The following is a 19,619-nucleotide window of genomic DNA, read 5'->3' as shown; positions in this document are numbered from 1 at the left end:
GTTCCAGGTCGGTGATGCCGGCCCCCGACAGAACCCGGGGGCCGGCATCGTTAGCAAGCGCCGATCAAGCCGACATGGCGGCCAGTTCGGCGGCGGTCTTGCCGACGACGGACTCGTCGACCTGCTTCATGATGCCGTGCTCCATCAGCATGTCTTCGAGCTCGTCCATCGTGATCGGCGTCGGGATGATGCCCTTGCCGCCGTTGTTGTGGATCTTCTCCGCAAGCTTGCGATAGTGATTCGCCTGCTCCGAATCCGGCGCATATTCCAGCACCGTCATGCGCCGCAGTTCGGCGTGCTGCACGATGTTGTCGCGCGGCACGAAATAGATCAGCTGCGTGCCGAGCTTCTTGGCCAAGGCCTCGGCCAGTTCCAGCTCCTTGTCGGTCTGGCGCTCGTTGCACACCAGCCCGCCCAATCGCACGCCGCCGGAGTTGGCGTATTTCAGAATGCCCTTCGAGATGTTGTTGGCCGCGTACATGGCCATCATCTCGCCCGACATCACGATGTAGATTTCCTGCGCCTTGTTCTCGCGGATCGGCATCGCAAAGCCGCCGCACACCACGTCGCCCAGCACGTCGTAGGACACGTAGTCGATGTCCTCGTAGGCGCCGTTCTCTTCCAGGAAGTTGATCGAGGTGATCACGCCACGGCCGGCGCAGCCGACGCCCGGCTCCGGACCGCCGGACTCCACGCAGCGGATGTCGCGGTAGCCGACCTTCATGACCTCTTCGATCTCGAGGTCTTCCACCGAACCGGCGTTGGCCGCCAGGCTCAGGATGGTGTCCTGCGCCTTGGCGTGCAGGATCAGGCGGGTCGAATCCGCCTTGGGATCGCAGCCGACGATCAGGATCTTGTGACCCATCTCCGCCAGCGCCGCCAGAGTGTTCTGGGAGGTCGTCGATTTGCCGATGCCTCCCTTACCGTAAAACGCGATTTGCCGTAGTGCCGACATGTCGTTCTCCTTCAAGCCGTTTGCCGTTGACCCCACGCTTTGGCGCGGGACTGTTCCCTTGTTTCGAAAAGAACATGCGGGTTACGGGAAGGAGCGCATCGCTCGTCATTTGCGTCTGCGTGCACTCAGCCCTCACTCGCCGTTGCGAACTACTATCAGCAACCGGCGTGCCAGCTTTCTTTCGCGCTCTAAATCATTGGCTTAATGCGAGAAATTGAACATCCCGATCTCGGTAGCGGGGTGTTTTGAACCCGACAGCTCACCGCCACGCTGTCGGAAACCAAACACATGAAGGATCGCACGCGGACCGACAATTGCGACGCTCACCTCCGTATCAATGCGTACGCTCCAATTCCCGGAATGGAAATTGCTAGTCCTCATTTTGCGAGTGGTCGTTGGCCGTGCGCCAAGTCGCGGCTGGCATGACGTTAACGAGGGTCAGATGCAGATCGGTGTCGAAACTTCAAAGGCGGTCGACCAGCGGCGCGTGTTCGTTGTCGACGATGACGAGATCACGCGCGCGGCGTTGCAGTTCATGCTGCACGATGAAATCGAGACCCACGAACTGGCGAGCCCCGAAGAGGCTTATGAAAAGGGTGTCGACTGGCTCAAGCCCGATGTCGTGCTGCTCGGCGTTTCGTTTTTGAAAAGCCGCGGCCTGGAGCTCGTCGGCGAACTGGCGGCGAAGTTCCCCAATGTTCGCATTCTCATCGTATGCGAGAAGTCCGACGAAGCTACCGCGGTTGAAGGGCTGAAGGCAGGCGCGCATGGCGCCCTCGTCAAGCCCCTCACGCTCGAAGCCGTCCGCAAGAAAGTCGACACCATCCTCGGCCGCGGCGGCGGCGCGCAGATCGTCCAGCTCGGTCTGCTCAAATAGAGCGCGCTGCCATGGCGACTGTCGTCTTCTATGAAAAGCCCGGCTGCAAAACGAACGCTCGCCAGAGACAGATGCTTGAGGCGGCGGGGCATACCGTCGTTGCCAGGAACCTGCTTGCGGAACCTTGGACCGCCGAACGCCTACGCGCGTTTTTCGATAGCACCCCGGTCGCTTCGTGGTTCAACCGCGCCGCGCCACGCGTGAAATCCGGCGAGATCAATCCCGAAGAGACCGACGCAACGACGGCACTCACCCTCATGCTCCGTGAGCCCCTTCTCATCCGGCGTCCGCTGGTGGAAGTGGACGAAAAAAGATGTGCTGGGTTCGACCGACAACCCGTCACTTCCCTGCTTGGCGATGGTGAAGACGAAGGCGGCCTCGAAAGCTGCACACGGCAGGAGGTTTCTTGTCCGGAGCCGCGTCAACCGCCGATGAAGACAGTTTGACGCCCATGAGCTTCACGCCCATCGCAGCCGCCGCGCCAAGGCAGACATTGAGCACCGCCGAGATTGTCTTCGCCTATCACGCGCGCACCAAACACCGCCTGGAACGCTACGCGGCGGGCCCGGAGACGCTCGATTGGGACGCGCAGCCCAATCCGTTCCGGGAGTTCGCGGATTGTGTCCGCATGACGCTTCCGCTCACGGCCCATCAGCTCGACACCCACTTTTCGCAGATTTACACGCCGAACAGCATTCGCCCGCTGCCGCTGACGATCGCCTCGGTGAGTACCCTGCTGGAGCTGTCCGTCGGTCTCTCCGCCTGGAAACAATATGGACCGGACCGTTGGGCCCTGCGGTGCAATCCATCGAGCGGGAACCTGCATCCGACCGAGACCTATGTGTTGTCGCTGAACGTACCGGGTCTTGCCGACGGCCTCCATCATTACGTGAGCCTCGACCATGCGATCGAGCAACGGTGCTGGCATGCCGACGACAGCAGCGGCCCGGCGCGGCTATGGATCGGCCTCTCATCGGTGCACTGGCGGGAAGCCTGGAAATACGGTGAGCGCGCCTTCCGTTATTGTCAGCTCGACATCGGTCACGCTCTCGGCGCAATACGATACGCCGCTGGCGCCCTGGGCTGGACTGCCAAGGCGGTCGACGGCCTGGACAGCGCCGCGCTCGCAGCGCGGATGGGGCTCGATCGCACCGAAGATTTTGCCGACGCAGAGCAAGAAGATCCCGAACTGCTGATCGCGATCGATGCCCATCCGGCGGCGCATGCAGACCTCGGGACCAGCGCGCCCGATGCCTGGCAGAATGGCGCAGACCGGTGGGCGGGCCATGCCAATCGACTCGACGCGCATCCTCTCTACCGGTGGCCTGTTATCGACGAGGTGAGCCGCGCGACGCACGGCGAGGGCATTACCGAGGATGCCAGCTCCTTGTCTTATCCGCCGATACGGCAGGAGTCCGGCGGTCGCGCCGCCGACATCATCCTGGGAAGGCGCAGCGCGCAGCGCTTCGACAGTAAGTTCAGGATGAGCGCTGATGTCTTCTACCACCTGTTGGATCAGCTTATGGCTCGGCCCGTCGCACCATGGGACGTGTGGGGCTTCGCACCACGCATACATCCCGTCTTCTTCATCCATCGCGTGGACGGACTCGAACCCGGCCTCTATGCGCTGCCGCGCCATCAGGCAGCAGCGCGGCTGCTACGCCAAGCCATGCGGGCGGACTTTGAGTGGCAGACGCTGGACAGCGCTCCAGATCATCTCCCCCTGGTCAGGCTCTTATCGACCGACTGCCGCGCGATTGCGAAGACCGTGAGCTGTCATCAGGCGATCGCGGCAGATAGCTGCTTTTCGCTCAGCATGCTGAGCGAGTTCAGTCCCGTCATCGACTCGGATGCCTGGCGCTACCGCCAGCTTCATTGGGAGGCCGGCCTTCTGGGGCATGTCCTCTATCTCGAAGCCGAGGCAGCGGGGCTGCGCGGGACCGGCATCGGTTGCTATTTCGACGACGCCCTTCACGAACTGCTCGGACTGAAGACGACGCAATTCCAGGCGCTCTACCACTTCACGGTCGGGCGCCCGCTGACCGACGATCGAATCATGACCTTACCGGCCTACCCGGGCAGATCGCGTACCAGCGCGCCAAGAGAAGAAAAGCAATGACACTCCGCGTTCCATTCCGTTGCATCGACGTTCGCGAAGCCGCAGACGTGATTCATCGTGGCGATGTCCTCCTTATTGATGTCCGAGATATCGACGCGTTTGATCAGACCCATATCGCGGGCGCCCGACACGTTTCCGTTCACAATCTTTCGGCGATCATAAATGGAACGGCTCGCAGCAAGCCCGTCCTGATCTATTGCTATCATGGTTATGCGAGCCGCGAATTCGCTAAAATCTTTTCCGATTTTGGATTCACCAATGTCTACAGCCTCGATGGCGGATACAACGCCTGGCAGCAAAGCCGGCAGACGGCCCCGCGCGCAAAGCCGAATGAGGTCTTGCGACAATGGCTGGTCGAGAACGGGTTTCCGTCGGATGACGTCAACGCCGTCATTGCCAATGGCACGACGCCCTTGATGAAGGCGAGTCGCCTGGGGCATGGCGAAGTCATTCACTTGCTCATCAAGGCGGGCGCGCAACTTAACGCAACAAATGCCGATCGCAACAACGCATTGTGGCTCGCTTGCGTCGGTAACCATCTCGAAGTCATCGACATGCTGATCGATGCTGGAATCGACATCGACAATCGGAACGACAACGGCGCAACACCGCTAATGTATGCGGCTTCCGCCGGCAAGGCTGCCGTTATCGAGCGCCTGCTCGCGAATGGAGCCGACGTCACGCCGGAAACGTTGGACGGATTCACGGCCCTCGATTTGGCGGTGACGATTGAATGCCTCACCTTGTTGCGCCGCGCCAGCCGCATAGAACGCAAGGCCGAAGCGGACACCGCGCAAAGGGTCTGAGGCGGCTCGCTTGAGCCGCTCCATTCTTCCGAAGATACGCGTTAGCTTCGGGTGAGAACCATGACGAGGCGGTCCACCCGCTTGCCCTGCTTGAAATGCGAGTCGACGATCTCGTCGACATCCTCCGGCGTCGTCGGCCGATACCAGATGCCCTCCGGATAGACTACCATCAGGGGACCCGCCTTGCAGAAGCCGAGACAACCCGACGCCGTAAAGCCGACATCCGCCAACCCCTGGGCCTCGATCGCTTTCGACACGCGATCCCACAGCGGTTGCGCGCCGGCAGCCGCGCAGCTGCCGCGCGGATGATTGGGCGGCCGCTGCGTGAAGCAGGCAAAAGCGTGGCGCTTGTAGACCTGCGGGACCTCGAAATCGGATTCGTCGGAGCCGCTCATGACACGGCCGCGACAATGCCCTTGTCGCTCAACATGGTTTGGAGCTCGCCGGCCTTGAACATTTCCCGGACGATATCGCAGCCGCCCACGAATTCTCCCTTGATATAAAGCTGCGGGATCGTGGGCCAGTTCGAGAAGGCCTTGACGCCGTCGCGAATCGCGGGATCCGCCAGCACATCCACGCCTTTGAACGGCACGGCGAGCTGAGACAGCATCTGGACGACCGCGCCGGAAAAGCCGCATTGCGGGGCGGCCGGCACGCCTTTCATGAAGAGCACAACATCGCTTGCCTCGATGATGCTCTTGATACGCTCGGCGGTTGAATTGCTCATGGATTATTCCTCAATGATCGGATGACTCCAGCGTCACAGATGCAAAGCATGGTCCAATCTCCGGTTTGGCCCACGCTAGGCCGGCACCAGCGTTTCAAGCGCGAGCGCATGGAGGGCGCCGCCCATCTGACCGTGTAGCGCGTCGTAGACCATCTTGTGCTGCTGCACGCGGCTCTTCCCCTTGAACACCGTCGAGGTGATGCGCGCCGCGAAATGATCGCCATCGCCGGCCATATCCACGACAATGACATGCGCGTCCGGAAAGGCTTGCTTGATAAGACGCTCGATTTCCGTTCCGACCATTGCCATTGCTGTTACTCCCGTGTCACGGCCACTGTCATGCAAGTTCGACACCGGCTTGCAAATATCTGACCAAACGCCGGGAGCGCGGTGGCCCGCCGGCCTCGGCCACCAGAATCGGTGCTTGCTGTCCGATTTGTGACATTCGATGTCCGCGCTGTTTCAGTCATGACGCGCTCATGTCCTATTTGGTGCGAAAGCCGACAGGAGAGCGTGAAAACCCACTTTTTCGCAGCGGCCTGGCTTTTGCTTCCTTGAGCGCAATCAAGGGCGAACCATGCGAAACTCAGGCCCAGAGAGCCGACCGAGACGACATATTCCCTTCGCGGTCATTCTCGGCACCAACGAGATTGCTTCCGCTGTTGCGGTGCACCTACACCGCCGCGGCCATAACGTCGTGTTGTCGCATGACCCGCTGCCGCCGGTGATCCGGCGTAGGATGGCTTTCCACGATGCGCTGTTTGACGATGCGGCTACTGTCGGCGGCATCACGGCCAAACACGCCGTCACGAGTATCGACATCCGGGCCGACCTCAGGCACGGCCCGACTGTCACTGTTACCGAGCTCGGGCTCCTCGACCTGATCGTCATTCAGACGCTCGATATCCTGGTGGATGCCAGGATGCAGAAGTACCAGACCAAACCCGACTTGCGCCGGCTCGCACGGCTCACGATCGGTCTCGGTCCGGGCTTTTGCGCCGGCGCCAACTGCGACGCCGCGATCGAAACGCGGCCGGGCAAAGTGGGGGTGGTAGCCGGGGCCGGCGCCACGGATGAGGCCGACGGCATCTCACGTCGCCTCGGCGCGCGCGGAGGCGAGCGCTTCGTCCGCACCGACGTCGCCGGCCGCTGGCACAGCGCCATTGAGATCGGCACACGCGTGTTCAAGGACTATATCGTCGGCCATCTCGGCAACGTGCCGGTGCGCGCGCCGTTTGACGGCATCCTGCGCGGCGTCGTTCGCGACGGCACCGAGGTGCCCGCGGGGGCCAAGCTGCTTGAAGTCGATGCGCGCGGACGAAGCGCCAATTGGACCGGCATCGACAGCCGAGGACGGTTCATTGCGAAGGCCGTGGAAAAAGCGATCGCGCTTCACAAAAACGATGCTTCTGAGAAATCCGCGCGTGTCCTTCACTTCGCGAAGTGAGCGCGCATGACTGATTTGTTGTCAAAACCCGACGCCATCAATTTCGGCGATCTGCCCGAAGCGATCAATGCGTTGCTCCAGCAGGGCGTCGCGGCCTATCGCCACGATCACGCACGCGCCGACCAGTTGTTTCGGCAGGCTCTCGCCGCCGCGCCGACCGAGCTGCCGACCTATTTCTGCCTCTATAAGATCCACACCTACCAGGGCAATCTCGACGAGGCGCAGGCCGTGGCGGAGAGCGGCCTTAAGGAGGCGGCGAGCCAGGCGGGCTGGAGCGCCGATTGGCGCGAATGGCAGCCACAAACGGTCCTGCCCGACGGCGCAGGCCGTTTCGCCCTCTATACGTTGAAGGCGCTCGCCTTCATTCATCTCCGGCAAGACAACCGGCAGCAGGCCGAGCAGATCCTCGCGGCCCTGAAAGAACTGGACCCAACGGGCGCCGTCGGCTGGCCGGTCGTCGCTGCGCTGGCCGAAGGCATTGGCTGAACGCAACGTTAACGGCGTCTCCGTTGCGCTGGCATCGCCCTTGCTAATACCTCACTGCGGTACGCCGATAGGCGATCGTCCTGTGCAGGACGTCGGAAATCCGACACCGGCCGAGAGGAACAGCACAATGATGGAAGCCGATCATCACTTTGACGTCGCGTCGGCAACACCACTGACGGCAGGCGACGAACCGGTATCTGGCGTTCCGGAAGCCCCGACCCTCAACGACAACGTCATCGCGGCGCTTCGCACCGTGCTGGACCCCGAAATCCCCGTGAACATCTACGATCTCGGTCTCATTTATAAGATCGAATTGAAAGACCAATTCGTCGAGATCGACATGACGCTGACGGCGCCCGGCTGCCCGGTCGCCGGCGAAATCCTTGGCTGGGTCGAGAAGGCCGTCGGCGGCGTCAACGGTGTTGGCGGCGTGAAGGTGAACCTCGTCTTCGATCCCCCCTGGGATCGGTCGCGAATGTCGGAAGAAGTCCAATTGGAACTCGGTTTGTTGTAGTTCAAAGGGAGCGAGACTGTCATGATCGAGCTGGTCGCCGGCGATGAAAGCAAATTCTCCGCATACCGCGCCGATCCGGACGGTACGCCCAAGGGGGCCGTCGTCGTCGTTCAGGACATGTTCGGCGTCAATCCGGACATTCGAAAACTGACGGACAGCTTCGCGGCCAAGGGCTACGTCGCCATCACCCCGTCGCTCTTCGATCGCGTGAAGCTGAACGTCGAGCTCGGCTACGATGAGCAAGGCGTGTCCGAAGGCACAACCCTTGTGAAGGAAGTCGGCGCCGACTGGCCGCTTGGCGCGATTCAGACCACCGTCGACGCCGTCAAAAGCGCGGGCAAGGTGGCGATTGTCGGCTGCGGCTGGGGCGGGTACCTGGCTTATGCCTCCGCCAACCGCGTCAGCGGCGTCGCATGCGCGATCGGATACTATGGCGACGGCGTTGTCGAAGACTACCACGAGAAGCGGAAAGTCCCGACTTTGCTTCATTTCGCCGAAAACGACCCGTCAATCCCCTTCGAAGACGTGATTCAGTTTCGCGCCAACCGGCCGGATGTCAGCGCCTTCTCATATCCGGCGGCCGGCCACGGCTTCAATTACGATGGGCACGACAGCTATCACGAGGAAGCGGCGCAGAAGGCGCTCGACAGAACCTTGTTCTGGATTTCCCAATACGTCGAAGGTCAGCCCCCGATCGCGCTGAAAAATGCCGGTTCCTATGCGCAGGCCAAGACAGAAAAGAAAAAGAAGAAGAAGGATGACGACGATCTCGGGCCGCCCGCGGCTTGACGCCCGTGACGCCTGAATGAGGTTTGCGACTTACGCGGCAGCCTTGCGTGACCGGGGAACGGTTCATGGGCATTATCAAGCACGATTTCGGCAAGAAGAAGCGTCATGCCGTGCGGCGCTTTAGATCGCTATTGGGCCTGGATGCGTTGCACGAAGCCAATGTTCGTGCCAACCCCCTCCCCTATCTCGAGCGGGCCAGCGAACGGATCTACCAGCTGGAGAAAACCCTGTTCGAAGCCGCACAAGCCGCCGTGCCGGCCGGCGACGAGGCCTCATCATCTGAAAAGATCCTGGTCGACAAAGCTGAGTATCAGCGTCTCTTGAGATGCCGCCTGATCATCGAAAGTGGCCTCAAGGAGCTGGGAATAGGCGGGCAAGAAGCGGCCGACCAAGGCTGACCGCCCGCCCCTTGTGTCAGCTGGCCAATGACGGCTGCCACTTGTACAGATCGCCCCAGCCACTGGCTGCCGTGCACTCATGCGCGAAGCCCAGTTCCTTGAGTGTGGCAGAAAAGCCGATCTGATCGCCGCTTTTGACACTCGCCAACACCGGTACTTTCCGCTGCTGGAGGTCCGCAAGCAGCGACCGCAATACGCCCTGCTGCCGATGGCTCGCCGCGATTGCCGCATAAGCGATGTGAACCGCCTCGCTGTTACGGAAACCCCATTCGAAATCGTCATGCCGCACCAGCAGCGCTCCGATGATCGGGATATAGGACTGTCGCCTTTGCGACAAACGAAACACCAGGCCCCATCGATAGATTGGCAAGAACTTTGCTCTGAAACAAATACAGGCTTCCGGCCGTTACGAGCGGCACCCCTATTCGTCGAGGTTTCGTATGTCGATTGCCGAAGGCTTCTTTGTCGACTGGAATGGAAACGCGCGCAGCACCGTCGACCCAGGCGGCGACTACCTGTGCGAGACCGACACCGCGTCGCGTTATGTCGCGGTGACGACAAAGAGCGACACGCTGGTGCATGAGGGCACGTTCTACAAAAGCTTAGCCGACATCCAAAAAGCCGGCATCAATGCGCCGTTCGTTCCCGGCTCACATCCCTGGGGCCGGCGGGAAGACGGATTTTGAGGACAACACAGCGAGGAGTTCCGGAATGCTCCCCACGACCATTCTCATTGACGAAGCGCCGCGTTGCGTCGTGCGCCCGACCGACACCAAGGCACTGACCCGCTTCATTCGAAACGGCAAGAACTACCTGTTGGCCGAAAACCCTAATGGCAAGATCACCCACCGCAATGCCAGCGACAAGGAAGCGGTGAGATGGCAGGATGCCTTTTCGCTGCACAAAGCCTGGGGTGGCGACGACGAGGATTTTTTCGGCATCCCGCTCTGACCGGATTAATCCCTCTCCCTAAGCACTGTGCAACATCTGCGCGTGCGGTCGCGCCAGGAGACTGCGCAGAACTTGCGGGTCTGTAATGGGTATCGAGCACATTTCGCCGACGCATACATAAGCCGTCGCCAGATTGCCAATATTTGGCTTGCGTTCGGCCGGGTGCCCCTTTGGAATATACTGTCCCGCGCCCAATACATTTAAGATGCGATTGGGGACACAGCAACTCTGCACCGTATCAAGAAGAGATTCTGCCCCAATGCCGGTACGAACCACGATCTGCACGCCGTTCAGAAGCAGGTCCATACCGGAGAGGAACGAAGCCAGCGGAATCGAATTCCGCGCCGCCTCACCCGCAAAAGCACCGATTTGGCTCTCCGCCCGATCCCGGTAGGCCGGCTTGCCGGTTAAGTAATAAAGAGACGCCAGCACCTCGACGATCATGCCATTACCGGATGGCGTTGCATGGTCGAGCGCGTTGCGGACGCGAACAATGAGATCGGCCGCGTCGCGCGCCGTCAGAAAATAGCCGCCGCGCTCGTTGTCGCGATACAGGGCATCGAGCAGATCGACCCAGGTCTCGGCCTGAGCAAGATAGTCCTGTTCACCGGTCACCTGATAGAGGGCCAATGCCGCCCGGCACATCGCGGCATAATCATCGAGCGTCCCCGGATGGGTGCGGCCACCGCACCACGCGTGAAAGAGACGTCCGTCCGCCGCGGTCATGGTCGTGCCGATAAAAGCGAAAGCCTCCTTCGCCGCTTCCACCCACTCCGGCCTCGCAAACACGCCGCCGGCGAGCGCCAGAGCCGATATCGCCAGGCCATTCCAGTCGGCAAGCACCTTGTCGTCGCGACCGGGAGGCACGCGACGTTCCCGCACAGCCAACAGCGCATCCCGTGCGCGGGCGAGCGCTGCCTCGGTCTCGGCGTCCATGAGATCGGACTTGTCGGAACGGTTGAGGATCGACTTGCCCTCCCAATTTCCGATGCGGTGGACGTCGTAATGTCGCTTGAAGAGCGGCGCGTCCGGTCCGAGCACCGCTTCCACCTCGGCCGCGGTCCAGACATAGAACTTGCCCTCTTCATGCTCGCTATCGGCGTCGAGCGCGGCGGCAAATGCCCCTCCTTCGACGCGCATGTCCCGCAACATCCAGTCGACGGTCTCGGACACGCGCGCCGCATAAAGCGGGTTCTTGGTTTCCTGCCACACCCACGTCAGCAGCTCGATGAGCTGGGCATTGTCGTAGAGCATCTTTTCGAAATGCGGGACGAGCCAGCTATTGTCGGTGGAATAGCGGGCATAGCCACCGCCGAGATGGTCGTAAATCCCGCCTTGCGACATGCGGTCGAGCGTCCGCAGAACACCGTCGCGCAGCTTGGCGATGCCGGTACGCTTGTAACCACGCCACAGCAAAGCCAGGACCGGAGAATGCGGAAATTTTGGCGCTTGCCCCAATCCGCCCTCGACCGGATCGATGAGATCGGCAAGCTTCAGGCAGATTTCATCGAGCGTATCGGGCGTCAGGAGATTGTCCGGCGGCGGTTCAGACAATTGTTGCAGGCCGGCGCGCAGCACACTCGTATTCTTGGCGACCGTATCTTTCTGTTGTCGATAGACATCCGCCGTTCGCGTGAGAATGTCCCGAAAGGCCGGGCGGCCGAACTTGCTCACGGGCGGATAATAAGTGCCGCCCCAAAACGGCTCGCCCGCGGGCGTCAAAAACATGGTGAGCGGCCAGCCGCCGTGCTGGCCCATCAGCGACAGCGCGCTCTGATAGATGGCGTCGAGATCGGGGCGCTCTTCGCGGTCGACCTTGATCGGGACGAACAGATCGTTCATCAGCGTCGCCGTCGCGACGTCCTCGAAGCTTTCCCCGGCCATCACATGGCACCAATGGCAGGCCGAATAACCGATCGACAGCAGGATCGGCTTGTCGATCGCCTGCGCCTTGGCGAGCGTCGCAGCCGACCAGACGTGCCAGTCGACCGGGTTATCCTTGTGCTGGAGCAGGTAAGGACTGGTCTCTGCGGCCAATTGATTCATCGCCCATGTCCTTCGACGCCCATGTCCCTCGACCAAGCAGCCAGCGTCTATTCGTTCATGTCCGGAACGAGGATCACCTCGGCGGGCGCGCCGGGACCTTGATCAGCGACGAATTCCAACGCACTGACGCGCGACAAACCGCCGCCATTGTCCATCAAGACGACCGCGTCGTCCGGAAGTTTGGCAAGCTCGTCGAGGAGTTGGGCGACAGTCATGGGCTTAACGTCGGCGCCCCGGCCTCGTCGAAGCACAATACCGCGGGATCCTCTTCGAGCATGACGATTTCGGCACGCCGCAACACGCCATTGCCGTGATATTCGTAGCGGCGGGAGAGCTCGATTTCGCCGTAGACGACCTTGTCGAAGCCGGTAAGCGCTCCCGCCGTGTTGAAATAGGCCCGGATGAAGGTGTTTCGGTTCGACAGCGTCTCGGCGGCGATCGGATTCACCAGGTTGAACGGCAGCCTGACGCCGCTGTAGGACACGAAGAACCGACAGTCCTGATGCGTTTCTTCCGCCATCACGCGCTCGTCAATCGAGATGAATCATGATTTCCATGGTGTCGTCGAGCTCTTCGAACGGATTGGGATGTTCGTCATCTTCCGCGAGCGCGACACCGCACAGACAGACCTCGCCATCGACGACCGTGACGGCGATGGGCTCCAGATTTTTCCCTTGGCAGGGCCCGTCGATACACAGCCCGGTATCGATCTCGAATGTCGCCCCGTGACGGCCGCATTTGAGAAACGCCCGGTCCGGGGTGAAAAATTCGCCGGCGCCAAAGTTGAGCCAGATGTGCTGGTGCGGACAGGAATTCACATAGGCAAAGTAATCATTAGCGTGAGTCCGCACGATGACGACCGGAAATGGCCGGCTGTCGCCGTCTTCGTTGAGGCGCGACAGGCTGAAGGCCTTGGCGCCGCCCCGTTCGATGCCGTCGGCGGCGCAGATGACGAAAAGCTCGATGTCGTCTTTCGCCATATCGTCGTCTCATAGAGCCGAAAGGGTCCGCGGACCTTTGCGCACGGGATAGTTCTCTCGCAGAATGCGCTCGATCTTGCTGCACAGGCTCTTGTCGCTGGCGGCACCCGGCCCGACGAAATCCGTTCCCTGATCCCAGATCTCGAAGAAGCAGTGCAGCGAATCCTCGTGAGCCGCATCCGGGACGTTGCTCAAATCGCGCAACTGCGCGATGCCATCGGCCGAGACCTCGAGGCGCCAGCTCCGATCGTCTTCCACCGAAGCCAGCAGCGCGCTGACGTCCTGTCCGGACCATGCCGCCTTCAAGTCGATTGCCATGCCAACACCTGTCGCGGATCCGACATTCCTGTCGGACTCGCCCCTCTATCGCATCATCAACACGCGACTGACCCGATAATTGCATGAAGCATGCCGGGCGCAGGCCATGGTTCGGCTTCCGACAGCGCTTAAGGACATATCGCCAATGCCCGCCATGAAACTCTACATGACGCCCGGCTCCTGCTCGACGGGCATTCACATCATCCTCGAGGAGTTGGACGAGGCTTTCGAGGTCTATATCGTCAGCTTGCCGGCCGGAGATCATTTCAAGCCCGACTATGTCGCGATCAATCCAAAATCGACGATTCCGACATTGGTGCGCCACGACGGCACCTCCCTCACCGAAGTGCCGGCCATCGCCTATTGGCTTGCCCACGCCTATCCTCGCGCCAGGTTGTGGCCGCAGGATGCCGAGAACGCCACGCGGGCGATCGAGGCCATGGCCTACATCGTCGGCACAATCCATGGCCAGGGGTTTGCGCGCATTTTCGCGACCAACAGTTTCACGCGCAATAAATCCGATCACGCGGCCGTCCAGGAACTTGGCCGCGATATCATCGACAAGGGCTTTGCGATTCTAAGCCACGCGCTCGGCGACAAAGCATATCTGATGAGTGATTTCTCTGTCGTCGATCCCATTCTCTTCTACGTCGAGTTCTGGGCCGACAAGACCGGCATTCCGCTGTCCGACCCTCTCACAACACATTATCGCCGGATGCTGACACGACCAGCCGTCCAACGCGTGCTGCGGGAGGAAGGGTACAATCCCGATGCGCTCGGCAAGATGCAAAAAATGGGAGCATCATCATGACGAAGATTATCATCATCGAAGAACGCAACCAGGACGACATGTCGCGCAAGGCAGGATGCTACCTGTACACCGACACCCAATTATGGCTCGAAGATAACATGGTGCACCGGCCGGACGGTCCGGCGGTCATCTCGTCGGACGGCGTCGAGCGCTGGTACATCCGCGGCAAGGAAGTGACCCGTGACGTGAAGGCCTTCTTTTTTCAGAACAAGTGGCCGGTGCAAAAGGGCCTCGACACAGCCGAGAAGAAAGCTCTATTCGCGACCACGTTCCTGAGCTGACCGCTCAGCGCGGCGCCATGCAAGATTGCCCCGACAGGCCTGGATCACGCCCGAAAACATCAATGCGTGACCCCGGACGTTGAGACCCGAGGCCAAGGCTTCGTCGGCCAACCCTCACCATAACGCGCCGCGCGGCGGCTACGCCGCGTTCGGCGCGCTCTCGGCCTTGAGCTGATCGACTTTGCCTCTCGTCAATCGAAACACGCCCCGACCGCCCGACAGCGTCTGGTAAGCGTCACCTGCCCTGTCGCTGAGAAAGTTGAACCAGTCCTGCGGCGCCAGTGCCGACGGCCGTTCGCTGATCTCAACCACCGTACCGTTCGGCGCGAAGCGCGCGTGAATTATGACTAAGTCAGCGTCCATCGATCTTCTCCCCGTACGACAATACGTTTTCGCTCGCGCTAAAGCCCCGATGAAAATCCGAGCAGCTCGACCTTGATGTTCTCGGTGCCCAAAACCTTTGTTTGGCACGCAAGCCGCGACTTCGATCCGACGCCGACGATCGTGTCGAGCTTTTCGTTCTCTTCACGCGCGATCTTCGAGACGCCTTTGCGGCCTTCCTGCACGAAGATATGGCAACTGCCGCAGTTGGCGTTACCCTCGCACTTGTGGTTGATCGCGATGCCCGCGCCGATAAGCGCGGCCAGAATGGTCGTCCCCTCCGTCACTTCGAGCGTCTTGCCCATCGGCATTACCGTCAGTGTCGCCATCGAAATGCTCCTTGTCCCTCGATTGTCGGATTCCGTATCAGTAGATCGCCGCCCCGGCCCCGACATTGATCGAGGCGTCCTTCATCGTGGCGACGATGAAGGCGATCTGGTCTTCGCTCAGGTGAGTGTGAAACGGCAGCGCGACCGCGCGGTCCGCCACTTTCTCCGCCACCAGAAAACTGCCGCGCCGATAGCCGAGATCGAAATAGTGCCGCTGAAGATGAAGCGGATTGCAGTAGGCGGCCGCCTGGACCTGCTCGACATGCAAGTCTTCGACAATGGCGTCGCGGCTCGACTTGGAAAAGCGCGTTCCCAGGTGCACGAGGTACAGAAACCAATTCACCTCAGTCACTTCCGGCGCCACATAAGGGTCCTTGATCCCTTCGAACGACTGAACGTGCTTGTAGTAGTAATGCTCGATCAGCCGCCGCCGTTCCAGGATTTCGTCGAGCCGCTGCAACTGCGTAAGACCGAGCGCAGCCGCCATGTCGCTCATGGCCGCCTGATACGGAGGCGTCGCGCTGACGACAACGGACGAGCGCTCTTCCAGGCGGTGCGAGCAATGCCGCCGCAGGGCGACGGCGACATCGACATCATCGGTCACCACCATGCCGCCTTCGCCGCAGGTCAAAAGCGAGGGCTGAGAAAAGTCGAAAACGGCGACATCGCCGAATGTACCGACAAGCGCACCCTGGTATTTCGAACCGATCGCCTCGGTCGAATCCTCGAGCAGCAGAAGGCTGTGCTTCTTTGCCACCGCCCGCAACGCCGACCACGGCGCCGGGTGCCCGTTGACGTTGCAGGCGACGATGGCGCGGGTCTTCTCGGTGATGCGCGCCTCGACCTTCTCCGGAACCAATGTGCCGGCCCAATAATCGATGTCCGAGAAGACGGGCCTAGCGCCGGCGAGACTGACGGCGTGGGCGGTCTCCCGGAACGAATAGGGCGAGGCAATCACCTCGTGCCCGGGACCGATCTCATAGGCCTTCAACGCAATGAGCAGACCGATGGTGCCGCTCGGGACGGCGACCGCATATTTGCGGCCGAGGTAGGTTGCGAAGGCCGCTTCGAATTCTTCGACCTTCGGCCCGCTCGAAACTCGCGACGAGCGCAGAACCTCCTCCACCGCCGCGAGCTCGGCCAATGTGATATCGGGATCCGACAGCGGGATGAAAGAGGTATCGGCCTCTTCCTCGACGCCGATATCCATTGGCTCGATATCTTCCAGGACAGCCGGCTCGGTCATCGCCCCGCGCTCCGTTTCGCCAGGATGACGCCGGTGGCACGGGTTGGATCGTCGGTGATCTGCGCGCAATGGTCGGCACTGTCCAGGAGATGAACGTCGAAGCGCGAATAGCTGCGGAAGGGCGCCTCCGTCACGTCCGAAGCATCGCATCGCGTCCAGGCGAGATGCGGAAACTTGGTACGCAGCTCGACGAAGGCCTGTGTCTCCGCATTAGCCGCGGACAGCACCTTCTCGATCTCGGTCAGCTCTTCCGCGCTCAATGCCATGGCCACCAACTTTGTGTTCCCGGAACCGCAGTCTCTAAGCGTGCAAATTCACTGCCAGAACGTCCGCTCCGGATCGACATTCAATCGCTCGAGCAGATCCGGCAGCCGGTCGTAGCTGCTGTGCAGCTCCCACGTTCCTTTGCCGTGATCCTTGCGGAAGAGCTGCCACTTCCCGCGACCGTCGTCGTGAAGCAGCAGCGCGACATCGACGATCCCGCCCGTCGGATCGATGTTGCGCGAGCAGCAGGGGCTCTCGACCCGATAACCGTTCTCCACGGCGGCCACGCGCGGGGAGACATAGCGATAGCGCTTGCGTTCCTGGATGGCGCGCTCGATCCGCTTCCGATCGAAATCGTTCGGATGCGCGGATGGCCGCATCATCTCTTCCCGTCGTGCCGTCGATCCCATGGCGCAAACTTTCCTTTCAGACCGGGCTGATCTCTTCTTCGAGACAACCCACGACCAGACGTTCGCTGAATTCGACCAGATAAATCGGGATATTCGCTTCGGTGTGCGTTCCAACCTGGACGATCTCGCCGGTATCGCCGATGCCGACGAGCAGCGCTTCGGCAGGCGCATCGGGAAACGAGCCGTCGTTGTGAAGATCAATCAGTGTCTTCACACGCTGGCCCCACTGATATTTTGGAAGCCTGGGCTCGATCATCATACCGACACCTGTCCAGGCAAGGGCAAGTCGGCGTCCTCGTCGTCTCGCGGAATGACCGGGTCCAATTCCTTCTTCTTCATCCCGACGCGGTTGCCGCTCTCGACGAATTCGACGCCATAAATGTAGAACTGCTGCAAGAAGGTGCCGATGCTGGCGACGTACCCAATCTCGCCTTTCTTGGCCAGCACCTCGCCGATCTCCTTGCCGGCATAGGTCCCGTCATTACGGATCGTGCGTTTAGCCCGCACCTTCTCGCCAAAGGAAAAGAACGGCGGCTCGGAAATCTCGACAACGTCGCTATCGCGAACGATATTGCTCATATCGGGCGCTCCCTCAGGACTTCCTGTTTGCTGGAGAGGCGACCCAGCGCCATTTCCCGGACCAGGTCATCGCCGTCGGCCGCCAGTTCGGAAATCTGTTCGACAGCAATCCGGCTCGCGACCTCGTAACGCACCCGCCAGTCCATATCGTGCCGGAGCCGATGCAACACAGGAGGCGGCAGGCGGCGCGCGACCTCCAGTCGCACCGCGGCATCCGGATCGTTCGCCATACGCACAAGCCAGTCGGCCGGGATACGGCCCGCCACGACGCGCCGCACCTCGGCCTCTTCGTCGCCGATCATGTTGGGGAGCATGGATGGCGCAACCCGGCGGGCGACAACCAACCGCACGTAATAGTCCGCGTCCGCCATCATCGGAACCAGCTCGGCATCGTCTAGCAACGTCACAATACGGATGCGTACCTCGCGGTGCGGATCGGTCCGCATCCGCAGGATAAGCCGCTTGGGCAGGCGTTTCGCGGCATTCCAGCGCACGGTCTCCTCGGGGTCGTCGAGAAGCGGCGGCAGCAGGAACACTGACGCGTGCTTAGCGGCGATGGCCCGCACCTCGAAATGCGAGTGCCCCAGATAGGAATTCGCCAACGCCGGGTTCCAGTCGAAAAACCGGTCGATACGCCGGGCGTAGCGATCGTGGACGCAGGCGCGCTTGAGCCGGCAACGCCCCGCTTCACTCATCGACAGATGATGCGCGCAGGAAGCACAATTGATCTCGTTGCCCTGCCAGTCGCGGGCTTCGTCGATATCATCCATCATCGTCGAGCCCCATGCGATCGAGAACGCCGAGCAACACGTTCGCGCCGATCTTGTCGCTCGGATCGAGCTCCAGGAGCTTCATGATCGCCGCCCGCCCCTCGTCCAGATTGCCGAGGCGCATGTGCAGATAGGCGTAGCCCTTCAGGGTGAACAGAAAGAAGCGCGGCAGCATGTCCTCGTAACGGCCGAATATGGCGTGGTCAGCGGTGACATCGCGCCAATCCGCCGGAAAGTCGTTTTCGTGCGCCGCCTTGTCGAGGCACTGCTTGGCGATCTCGAGCGCCTCGGCCAGCCGGCCCTTGTAGAAATAGAACCGATAGAGACCGATCAGGACGGCCGCATGTCCCGGCGCCAGCGACTGCGCTTCACGCAGATGCCCCTCCGCGACGTCGTCCAGATGGTAGGAGAGCCCGGCCTCCCACAGATGATCTTCAGCTTCCGGCGGCAGTCCGCCGCCGAGCAGCGCACTCGCCAGCAGCGCATCCTCCGTGAGGGATTGCGGCGGGCCCTGTACGGCCGATTCCATCATCAGCCGCCTCCCTCACCTACTGAACGGCCTTGGCATCGTGATGCGAGCTGCAGGTCGTGGCCTTCGGATCATGGAAGACCAAGCCGGTCTGCGCCGGTGTATCGGCGAAGTCGATCGTGACGCCGTCGAGCAGGATACGGCTTTCGGCCGGCAGGAAGAGCTTGATGCCGTTGCGCTCCACCACCGCCTCGCCCGGCGCCGGCTCGGGCTTGACGCTGATGTCGGCGGCCAATCCGGAGCAGCCGCCAGGACTGACGGCGAGGCGGAAGCCGCTGCCCGGACCGCCATCGGTCCGGAGCATGAAGCGGATGAATTTCTCGGCCGCCGGCGTGATGGTGAAGTTCATGGCCCCTCCTCACGCCGGTGGCTGGTAGCGCGGGAACGAATTGTCGATGACGCAGGTGTTATCAACCGGACACACCGCCGCGCATTGCGGTGCATCGAAATGGCCGATGCACTCGGTACATTTCTTCGGGTCGATCACGAAGGTGCCGTTCTTTTCCGTGATCGCGACATTCGGACATTCGGGCTCGCAGGCCGAACAGCTCGTGCACTGCGAGGCTATGATTTTCAACGCCATTGACTTCCTCCTGACGATGCGGC

34 protein-coding genes are annotated in these 19,619 nt (G+C 61.3%); 13 read left to right on the top strand and 21 right to left on the bottom strand.

The window, feature by feature from the left end:
- Positions 1–64: 64 nt before the first annotated feature.
- Positions 65–955, bottom strand: a complete 891-nt coding sequence (nifH, locus tag E8Q40_RS03110) for a nitrogenase iron protein (RefSeq protein ID WP_137043015.1) — start codon at positions 953–955, stop codon at positions 65–67.
- A gap of 442 nt (positions 956–1,397) precedes the next feature.
- On the opposite strand from nifH, the gene E8Q40_RS03105 reads away from it, so the two are divergent.
- From E8Q40_RS03105 to E8Q40_RS03090, 4 genes are read left to right on the top strand one after another with little or no spacing between them, the layout of a single operon-like run.
- Positions 1,398–1,832, top strand: coding sequence for a response regulator (locus E8Q40_RS03105; RefSeq protein WP_137043014.1), 435 nt, complete (start codon positions 1,398–1,400; stop codon positions 1,830–1,832).
- An 11-nt stretch (positions 1,833–1,843) separates the two neighbouring features.
- Positions 1,844–2,278: an ArsC/Spx/MgsR family protein gene (locus E8Q40_RS03100; protein ID WP_137043013.1), complete on the top strand. Its 435-nt coding sequence runs from the start codon at positions 1,844–1,846 to the stop codon at positions 2,276–2,278.
- A 5-nt stretch (positions 2,279–2,283) separates the two neighbouring features.
- Entirely contained in the window at positions 2,284–3,951 is a 1,668-nt protein-coding gene (locus E8Q40_RS03095) for a SagB/ThcOx family dehydrogenase (RefSeq protein ID WP_137043012.1), read from the top strand.
- The gene (locus E8Q40_RS03090) at positions 3,948–4,757 is read left to right on the top strand and encodes an ankyrin repeat domain-containing protein (RefSeq protein ID WP_137043011.1); all 810 of its coding nucleotides are present in this window, start codon (positions 3,948–3,950) and stop codon (positions 4,755–4,757) included. Before E8Q40_RS03095 ends, E8Q40_RS03090 begins: the two co-directional genes overlap by 4 nt.
- A 41-nt stretch (positions 4,758–4,798) precedes the next feature.
- Here E8Q40_RS03090 and E8Q40_RS03085 read toward each other — a convergent pair whose 3' ends face one another.
- From E8Q40_RS03085 to E8Q40_RS03075, 3 genes are all read right to left on the bottom strand, one after another.
- Positions 4,799–5,152 (bottom strand): ferredoxin, encoded by a 354-nt coding sequence (locus E8Q40_RS03085; protein WP_137043010.1) that lies wholly within the window; start codon positions 5,150–5,152, stop codon positions 4,799–4,801.
- Complete coding sequence (gene grxD, locus E8Q40_RS03080; RefSeq protein ID WP_137043009.1) at positions 5,149–5,484, bottom strand: Grx4 family monothiol glutaredoxin; 336 nt, start codon at positions 5,482–5,484, stop codon at positions 5,149–5,151. Before grxD ends, E8Q40_RS03085 begins: the two co-directional genes overlap by 4 nt.
- Before the next feature lie 75 nt (positions 5,485–5,559).
- Positions 5,560–5,793 (bottom strand): BolA/IbaG family iron-sulfur metabolism protein, encoded by a 234-nt coding sequence (locus tag E8Q40_RS03075; RefSeq protein WP_137043008.1) that lies wholly within the window; start codon positions 5,791–5,793, stop codon positions 5,560–5,562.
- A 268-nt stretch (positions 5,794–6,061) separates the two neighbouring features.
- Here E8Q40_RS03075 and E8Q40_RS03070 point away from each other — a divergent pair, with 268 nt between their 5' ends.
- The 5 genes from E8Q40_RS03070 to E8Q40_RS03050 all read left to right on the top strand — a co-directional run bounded on the left by E8Q40_RS03070 (position 6,062) and on the right by E8Q40_RS03050 (position 9,118).
- Positions 6,062–6,931 (top strand): xanthine dehydrogenase, encoded by an 870-nt coding sequence (locus E8Q40_RS03070; RefSeq protein ID WP_137043007.1) that lies wholly within the window; start codon positions 6,062–6,064, stop codon positions 6,929–6,931.
- A gap of 6 nt (positions 6,932–6,937) precedes the next feature.
- Positions 6,938–7,417, top strand: a complete 480-nt coding sequence (locus tag E8Q40_RS03065) for a hypothetical protein (RefSeq protein WP_137043006.1) — start codon at positions 6,938–6,940, stop codon at positions 7,415–7,417.
- A 127-nt stretch (positions 7,418–7,544) separates the two neighbouring features.
- Positions 7,545–7,931, top strand: a complete 387-nt coding sequence (locus tag E8Q40_RS03060) for an iron-sulfur cluster assembly protein (protein WP_137043005.1) — start codon at positions 7,545–7,547, stop codon at positions 7,929–7,931.
- Between the two features lie 21 nt (positions 7,932–7,952).
- Positions 7,953–8,720 carry a dienelactone hydrolase family protein gene (locus tag E8Q40_RS03055; RefSeq protein ID WP_137043004.1) on the top strand — a complete coding sequence of 256 codons (768 nt, stop codon included), beginning with the start codon at positions 7,953–7,955 and terminating at the stop codon, positions 8,718–8,720.
- Positions 8,721–8,785: 65 nt separating this feature from the next.
- Positions 8,786–9,118, top strand: coding sequence for a hypothetical protein (locus tag E8Q40_RS03050; protein ID WP_137043003.1), 333 nt, complete (start codon positions 8,786–8,788; stop codon positions 9,116–9,118).
- Positions 9,119–9,134: 16 nt separating this feature from the next.
- Here the strand turns inward: E8Q40_RS03050 and E8Q40_RS03045 are convergent, their stop codons facing one another.
- Positions 9,135–9,488 (bottom strand): hypothetical protein, encoded by a 354-nt coding sequence (locus E8Q40_RS03045; protein ID WP_137043002.1) that lies wholly within the window; start codon positions 9,486–9,488, stop codon positions 9,135–9,137.
- A 70-nt stretch (positions 9,489–9,558) separates the two neighbouring features.
- Here E8Q40_RS03045 and E8Q40_RS03040 point away from each other — a divergent pair, with 70 nt between their 5' ends.
- On the top strand, positions 9,559–9,804 hold the full coding sequence (locus E8Q40_RS03040) for a hypothetical protein (protein ID WP_137043001.1): 246 nt from the start codon (positions 9,559–9,561) through the stop codon (positions 9,802–9,804).
- A 25-nt stretch (positions 9,805–9,829) separates the two neighbouring features.
- Positions 9,830–10,069 carry a hypothetical protein gene (locus tag E8Q40_RS03035; protein ID WP_137043000.1) on the top strand — a complete coding sequence of 80 codons (240 nt, stop codon included), beginning with the start codon at positions 9,830–9,832 and terminating at the stop codon, positions 10,067–10,069.
- A gap of 18 nt (positions 10,070–10,087) precedes the next feature.
- Here the strand turns inward: E8Q40_RS03035 and E8Q40_RS03030 are convergent, their stop codons facing one another.
- From E8Q40_RS03030 to E8Q40_RS03015, 5 genes are read right to left on the bottom strand one after another with little or no spacing between them, the layout of a single operon-like run.
- Complete coding sequence (locus E8Q40_RS03030) at positions 10,088–12,115, bottom strand: thioredoxin domain-containing protein (RefSeq protein WP_137042999.1); 2,028 nt, start codon at positions 12,113–12,115, stop codon at positions 10,088–10,090.
- A 47-nt stretch (positions 12,116–12,162) separates the two neighbouring features.
- Positions 12,163–12,330 (bottom strand): hypothetical protein, encoded by a 168-nt coding sequence (locus E8Q40_RS21870; RefSeq protein ID WP_168197723.1) that lies wholly within the window; start codon positions 12,328–12,330, stop codon positions 12,163–12,165.
- Entirely contained in the window at positions 12,327–12,635 is a 309-nt protein-coding gene (locus E8Q40_RS03025) for a DUF6156 family protein (protein ID WP_137042998.1), read from the bottom strand. Before E8Q40_RS03025 ends, E8Q40_RS21870 begins: the two co-directional genes overlap by 4 nt.
- Before the next feature lie 10 nt (positions 12,636–12,645).
- Positions 12,646–13,095 (bottom strand): Rieske 2Fe-2S domain-containing protein, encoded by a 450-nt coding sequence (locus tag E8Q40_RS03020; RefSeq protein WP_137042997.1) that lies wholly within the window; start codon positions 13,093–13,095, stop codon positions 12,646–12,648.
- Positions 13,096–13,104: 9 nt separating this feature from the next.
- Positions 13,105–13,413 carry a hypothetical protein gene (locus E8Q40_RS03015; RefSeq protein ID WP_137042996.1) on the bottom strand — a complete coding sequence of 103 codons (309 nt, stop codon included), beginning with the start codon at positions 13,411–13,413 and terminating at the stop codon, positions 13,105–13,107.
- Between the two features lie 154 nt (positions 13,414–13,567).
- Here E8Q40_RS03015 and E8Q40_RS03010 point away from each other — a divergent pair, with 154 nt between their 5' ends.
- Entirely contained in the window at positions 13,568–14,224 is a 657-nt protein-coding gene (locus E8Q40_RS03010; RefSeq protein WP_137046560.1) for a glutathione S-transferase family protein, read from the top strand.
- Entirely contained in the window at positions 14,221–14,505 is a 285-nt protein-coding gene (locus tag E8Q40_RS03005) for an aldehyde dehydrogenase (protein ID WP_137042995.1), read from the top strand. The genes E8Q40_RS03010 and E8Q40_RS03005 overlap by 4 nt, the downstream gene beginning before the upstream one ends.
- Before the next feature lie 138 nt (positions 14,506–14,643).
- On the opposite strand, the gene E8Q40_RS03000 is transcribed toward E8Q40_RS03005, so the two are convergent.
- The 11 genes from E8Q40_RS03000 to E8Q40_RS02950 are packed head-to-tail and all read right to left on the bottom strand — an operon-like array spanning position 14,644 to position 19,596.
- Positions 14,644–14,868 (bottom strand): hypothetical protein, encoded by a 225-nt coding sequence (locus E8Q40_RS03000; RefSeq protein ID WP_137042994.1) that lies wholly within the window; start codon positions 14,866–14,868, stop codon positions 14,644–14,646.
- 38 nt (positions 14,869–14,906) lie between these two features.
- Positions 14,907–15,215, bottom strand: a complete 309-nt coding sequence (locus E8Q40_RS02995) for a 2Fe-2S iron-sulfur cluster-binding protein (protein ID WP_137042993.1) — start codon at positions 15,213–15,215, stop codon at positions 14,907–14,909.
- A gap of 37 nt (positions 15,216–15,252) precedes the next feature.
- Positions 15,253–16,425: a DegT/DnrJ/EryC1/StrS family aminotransferase gene (locus E8Q40_RS02990; RefSeq protein ID WP_370455273.1), complete on the bottom strand. Its 1,173-nt coding sequence runs from the start codon at positions 16,423–16,425 to the stop codon at positions 15,253–15,255.
- A 32-nt stretch (positions 16,426–16,457) separates the two neighbouring features.
- Positions 16,458–16,727, bottom strand: a complete 270-nt coding sequence (locus E8Q40_RS02985) for a hypothetical protein (RefSeq protein WP_137042991.1) — start codon at positions 16,725–16,727, stop codon at positions 16,458–16,460.
- Positions 16,728–16,775: 48 nt separating this feature from the next.
- Entirely contained in the window at positions 16,776–17,135 is a 360-nt protein-coding gene (locus tag E8Q40_RS02980; RefSeq protein WP_137042990.1) for a hypothetical protein, read from the bottom strand.
- Between the two features lie 16 nt (positions 17,136–17,151).
- The gene (locus E8Q40_RS02975; protein ID WP_137046559.1) at positions 17,152–17,391 is read right to left on the bottom strand and encodes a nitrogen fixation protein NifZ; all 240 of its coding nucleotides are present in this window, start codon (positions 17,389–17,391) and stop codon (positions 17,152–17,154) included.
- Positions 17,391–17,714, bottom strand: coding sequence for a nitrogen fixation protein NifZ (locus E8Q40_RS02970; RefSeq protein WP_137042989.1), 324 nt, complete (start codon positions 17,712–17,714; stop codon positions 17,391–17,393). The genes E8Q40_RS02975 and E8Q40_RS02970 overlap by 1 nt, the downstream gene beginning before the upstream one ends.
- A complete protein-coding gene (locus tag E8Q40_RS02965; protein WP_137042988.1) occupies positions 17,711–18,487 on the bottom strand; it encodes a 4Fe4S-binding leucine-rich repeat protein in 777 nt (258 codons plus the stop codon). Before E8Q40_RS02965 ends, E8Q40_RS02970 begins: the two co-directional genes overlap by 4 nt.
- Entirely contained in the window at positions 18,477–19,013 is a 537-nt protein-coding gene (locus E8Q40_RS02960) for a hypothetical protein (protein WP_205995770.1), read from the bottom strand. The genes E8Q40_RS02965 and E8Q40_RS02960 overlap by 11 nt, the downstream gene beginning before the upstream one ends.
- A 19-nt stretch (positions 19,014–19,032) precedes the next feature.
- Positions 19,033–19,362 (bottom strand): iron-sulfur cluster assembly accessory protein, encoded by a 330-nt coding sequence (locus tag E8Q40_RS02955; protein WP_137042986.1) that lies wholly within the window; start codon positions 19,360–19,362, stop codon positions 19,033–19,035.
- A 9-nt stretch (positions 19,363–19,371) separates the two neighbouring features.
- The gene (locus E8Q40_RS02950; RefSeq protein ID WP_137042985.1) at positions 19,372–19,596 is read right to left on the bottom strand and encodes a 4Fe-4S binding protein; all 225 of its coding nucleotides are present in this window, start codon (positions 19,594–19,596) and stop codon (positions 19,372–19,374) included.
- Positions 19,597–19,619 lie beyond the last annotated feature (23 nt).

The organism is Pseudolabrys sp. FHR47, assembly GCF_005153485.1.
Taxonomy (GTDB): domain Bacteria; phylum Pseudomonadota; class Alphaproteobacteria; order Rhizobiales; family Xanthobacteraceae; genus Pseudolabrys.
Note: the sequence above shows the minus strand (reverse complement) of the source record. Positions and strands in the feature narration are given on the sequence as shown.

Excerpts from the sequence above, each read along its gene's own strand:
- E8Q40_RS02980 (WP_137042990.1), bottom strand. The coding sequence starts at position 17,135 with ATGGGATCGACGGCACGACGGGAAGAGATGATGCGGCCATCCGCGCAT.
- E8Q40_RS03105 (WP_137043014.1), top strand. The coding sequence starts at position 1,398 with ATGCAGATCGGTGTCGAAACTTCAAAGGCGGTCGACCAGCGGCGCGTG.
- E8Q40_RS02950 (WP_137042985.1), bottom strand. The coding sequence starts at position 19,596 with ATGGCGTTGAAAATCATAGCCTCGCAGTGCACGAGCTGTTCGGCCTGC.
- E8Q40_RS02995 (WP_137042993.1), bottom strand. The coding sequence starts at position 15,215 with ATGGCGACACTGACGGTAATGCCGATGGGCAAGACGCTCGAAGTGACG.
- E8Q40_RS21870 (WP_168197723.1), bottom strand. The coding sequence starts at position 12,330 with ATGACTGTCGCCCAACTCCTCGACGAGCTTGCCAAACTTCCGGACGAC.
- E8Q40_RS03060 (WP_137043005.1), top strand. The coding sequence starts at position 7,545 with ATGATGGAAGCCGATCATCACTTTGACGTCGCGTCGGCAACACCACTG.
- E8Q40_RS03050 (WP_137043003.1), top strand. The coding sequence starts at position 8,786 with ATGGGCATTATCAAGCACGATTTCGGCAAGAAGAAGCGTCATGCCGTG.
- E8Q40_RS03020 (WP_137042997.1), bottom strand. The coding sequence starts at position 13,095 with ATGGCGAAAGACGACATCGAGCTTTTCGTCATCTGCGCCGCCGACGGC.
- E8Q40_RS03025 (WP_137042998.1), bottom strand. The coding sequence starts at position 12,635 with ATGGCGGAAGAAACGCATCAGGACTGTCGGTTCTTCGTGTCCTACAGC.
- E8Q40_RS03000 (WP_137042994.1), bottom strand. The coding sequence starts at position 14,868 with ATGGACGCTGACTTAGTCATAATTCACGCGCGCTTCGCGCCGAACGGT.
- E8Q40_RS03085 (WP_137043010.1), bottom strand. The coding sequence starts at position 5,152 with ATGAGCGGCTCCGACGAATCCGATTTCGAGGTCCCGCAGGTCTACAAG.
- E8Q40_RS02955 (WP_137042986.1), bottom strand. The coding sequence starts at position 19,362 with ATGAACTTCACCATCACGCCGGCGGCCGAGAAATTCATCCGCTTCATG.
- E8Q40_RS03010 (WP_137046560.1), top strand. The coding sequence starts at position 13,568 with ATGAAACTCTACATGACGCCCGGCTCCTGCTCGACGGGCATTCACATC.
- E8Q40_RS03055 (WP_137043004.1), top strand. The coding sequence starts at position 7,953 with ATGATCGAGCTGGTCGCCGGCGATGAAAGCAAATTCTCCGCATACCGC.
- E8Q40_RS03095 (WP_137043012.1), top strand. The coding sequence starts at position 2,284 with ATGAGCTTCACGCCCATCGCAGCCGCCGCGCCAAGGCAGACATTGAGC.
- E8Q40_RS03075 (WP_137043008.1), bottom strand. The coding sequence starts at position 5,793 with ATGGCAATGGTCGGAACGGAAATCGAGCGTCTTATCAAGCAAGCCTTT.
- E8Q40_RS02970 (WP_137042989.1), bottom strand. The coding sequence starts at position 17,714 with ATGAGCAATATCGTTCGCGATAGCGACGTTGTCGAGATTTCCGAGCCG.
- E8Q40_RS03065 (WP_137043006.1), top strand. The coding sequence starts at position 6,938 with ATGACTGATTTGTTGTCAAAACCCGACGCCATCAATTTCGGCGATCTG.
- grxD (WP_137043009.1), bottom strand. The coding sequence starts at position 5,484 with ATGAGCAATTCAACCGCCGAGCGTATCAAGAGCATCATCGAGGCAAGC.
- E8Q40_RS03090 (WP_137043011.1), top strand. The coding sequence starts at position 3,948 with ATGACACTCCGCGTTCCATTCCGTTGCATCGACGTTCGCGAAGCCGCA.
- E8Q40_RS03015 (WP_137042996.1), bottom strand. The coding sequence starts at position 13,413 with ATGGCAATCGACTTGAAGGCGGCATGGTCCGGACAGGACGTCAGCGCG.
- E8Q40_RS03030 (WP_137042999.1), bottom strand. The coding sequence starts at position 12,115 with ATGAATCAATTGGCCGCAGAGACCAGTCCTTACCTGCTCCAGCACAAG.
- E8Q40_RS03070 (WP_137043007.1), top strand. The coding sequence starts at position 6,062 with ATGCGAAACTCAGGCCCAGAGAGCCGACCGAGACGACATATTCCCTTC.
- nifH (WP_137043015.1), bottom strand. The coding sequence starts at position 955 with ATGTCGGCACTACGGCAAATCGCGTTTTACGGTAAGGGAGGCATCGGC.
- E8Q40_RS02965 (WP_137042988.1), bottom strand. The coding sequence starts at position 18,487 with ATGATGGATGATATCGACGAAGCCCGCGACTGGCAGGGCAACGAGATC.
- E8Q40_RS02990 (WP_370455273.1), bottom strand. The coding sequence starts at position 16,425 with ATGGATATCGGCGTCGAGGAAGAGGCCGATACCTCTTTCATCCCGCTG.
- E8Q40_RS03035 (WP_137043000.1), top strand. The coding sequence starts at position 9,830 with ATGCTCCCCACGACCATTCTCATTGACGAAGCGCCGCGTTGCGTCGTG.
- E8Q40_RS03005 (WP_137042995.1), top strand. The coding sequence starts at position 14,221 with ATGACGAAGATTATCATCATCGAAGAACGCAACCAGGACGACATGTCG.
- E8Q40_RS02975 (WP_137046559.1), bottom strand. The coding sequence starts at position 17,391 with ATGATCGAGCCCAGGCTTCCAAAATATCAGTGGGGCCAGCGTGTGAAG.
- E8Q40_RS02985 (WP_137042991.1), bottom strand. The coding sequence starts at position 16,727 with ATGGCATTGAGCGCGGAAGAGCTGACCGAGATCGAGAAGGTGCTGTCC.
- E8Q40_RS03040 (WP_137043001.1), top strand. The coding sequence starts at position 9,559 with ATGTCGATTGCCGAAGGCTTCTTTGTCGACTGGAATGGAAACGCGCGC.
- E8Q40_RS02960 (WP_205995770.1), bottom strand. The coding sequence starts at position 19,013 with ATGGAATCGGCCGTACAGGGCCCGCCGCAATCCCTCACGGAGGATGCG.
- E8Q40_RS03100 (WP_137043013.1), top strand. The coding sequence starts at position 1,844 with ATGGCGACTGTCGTCTTCTATGAAAAGCCCGGCTGCAAAACGAACGCT.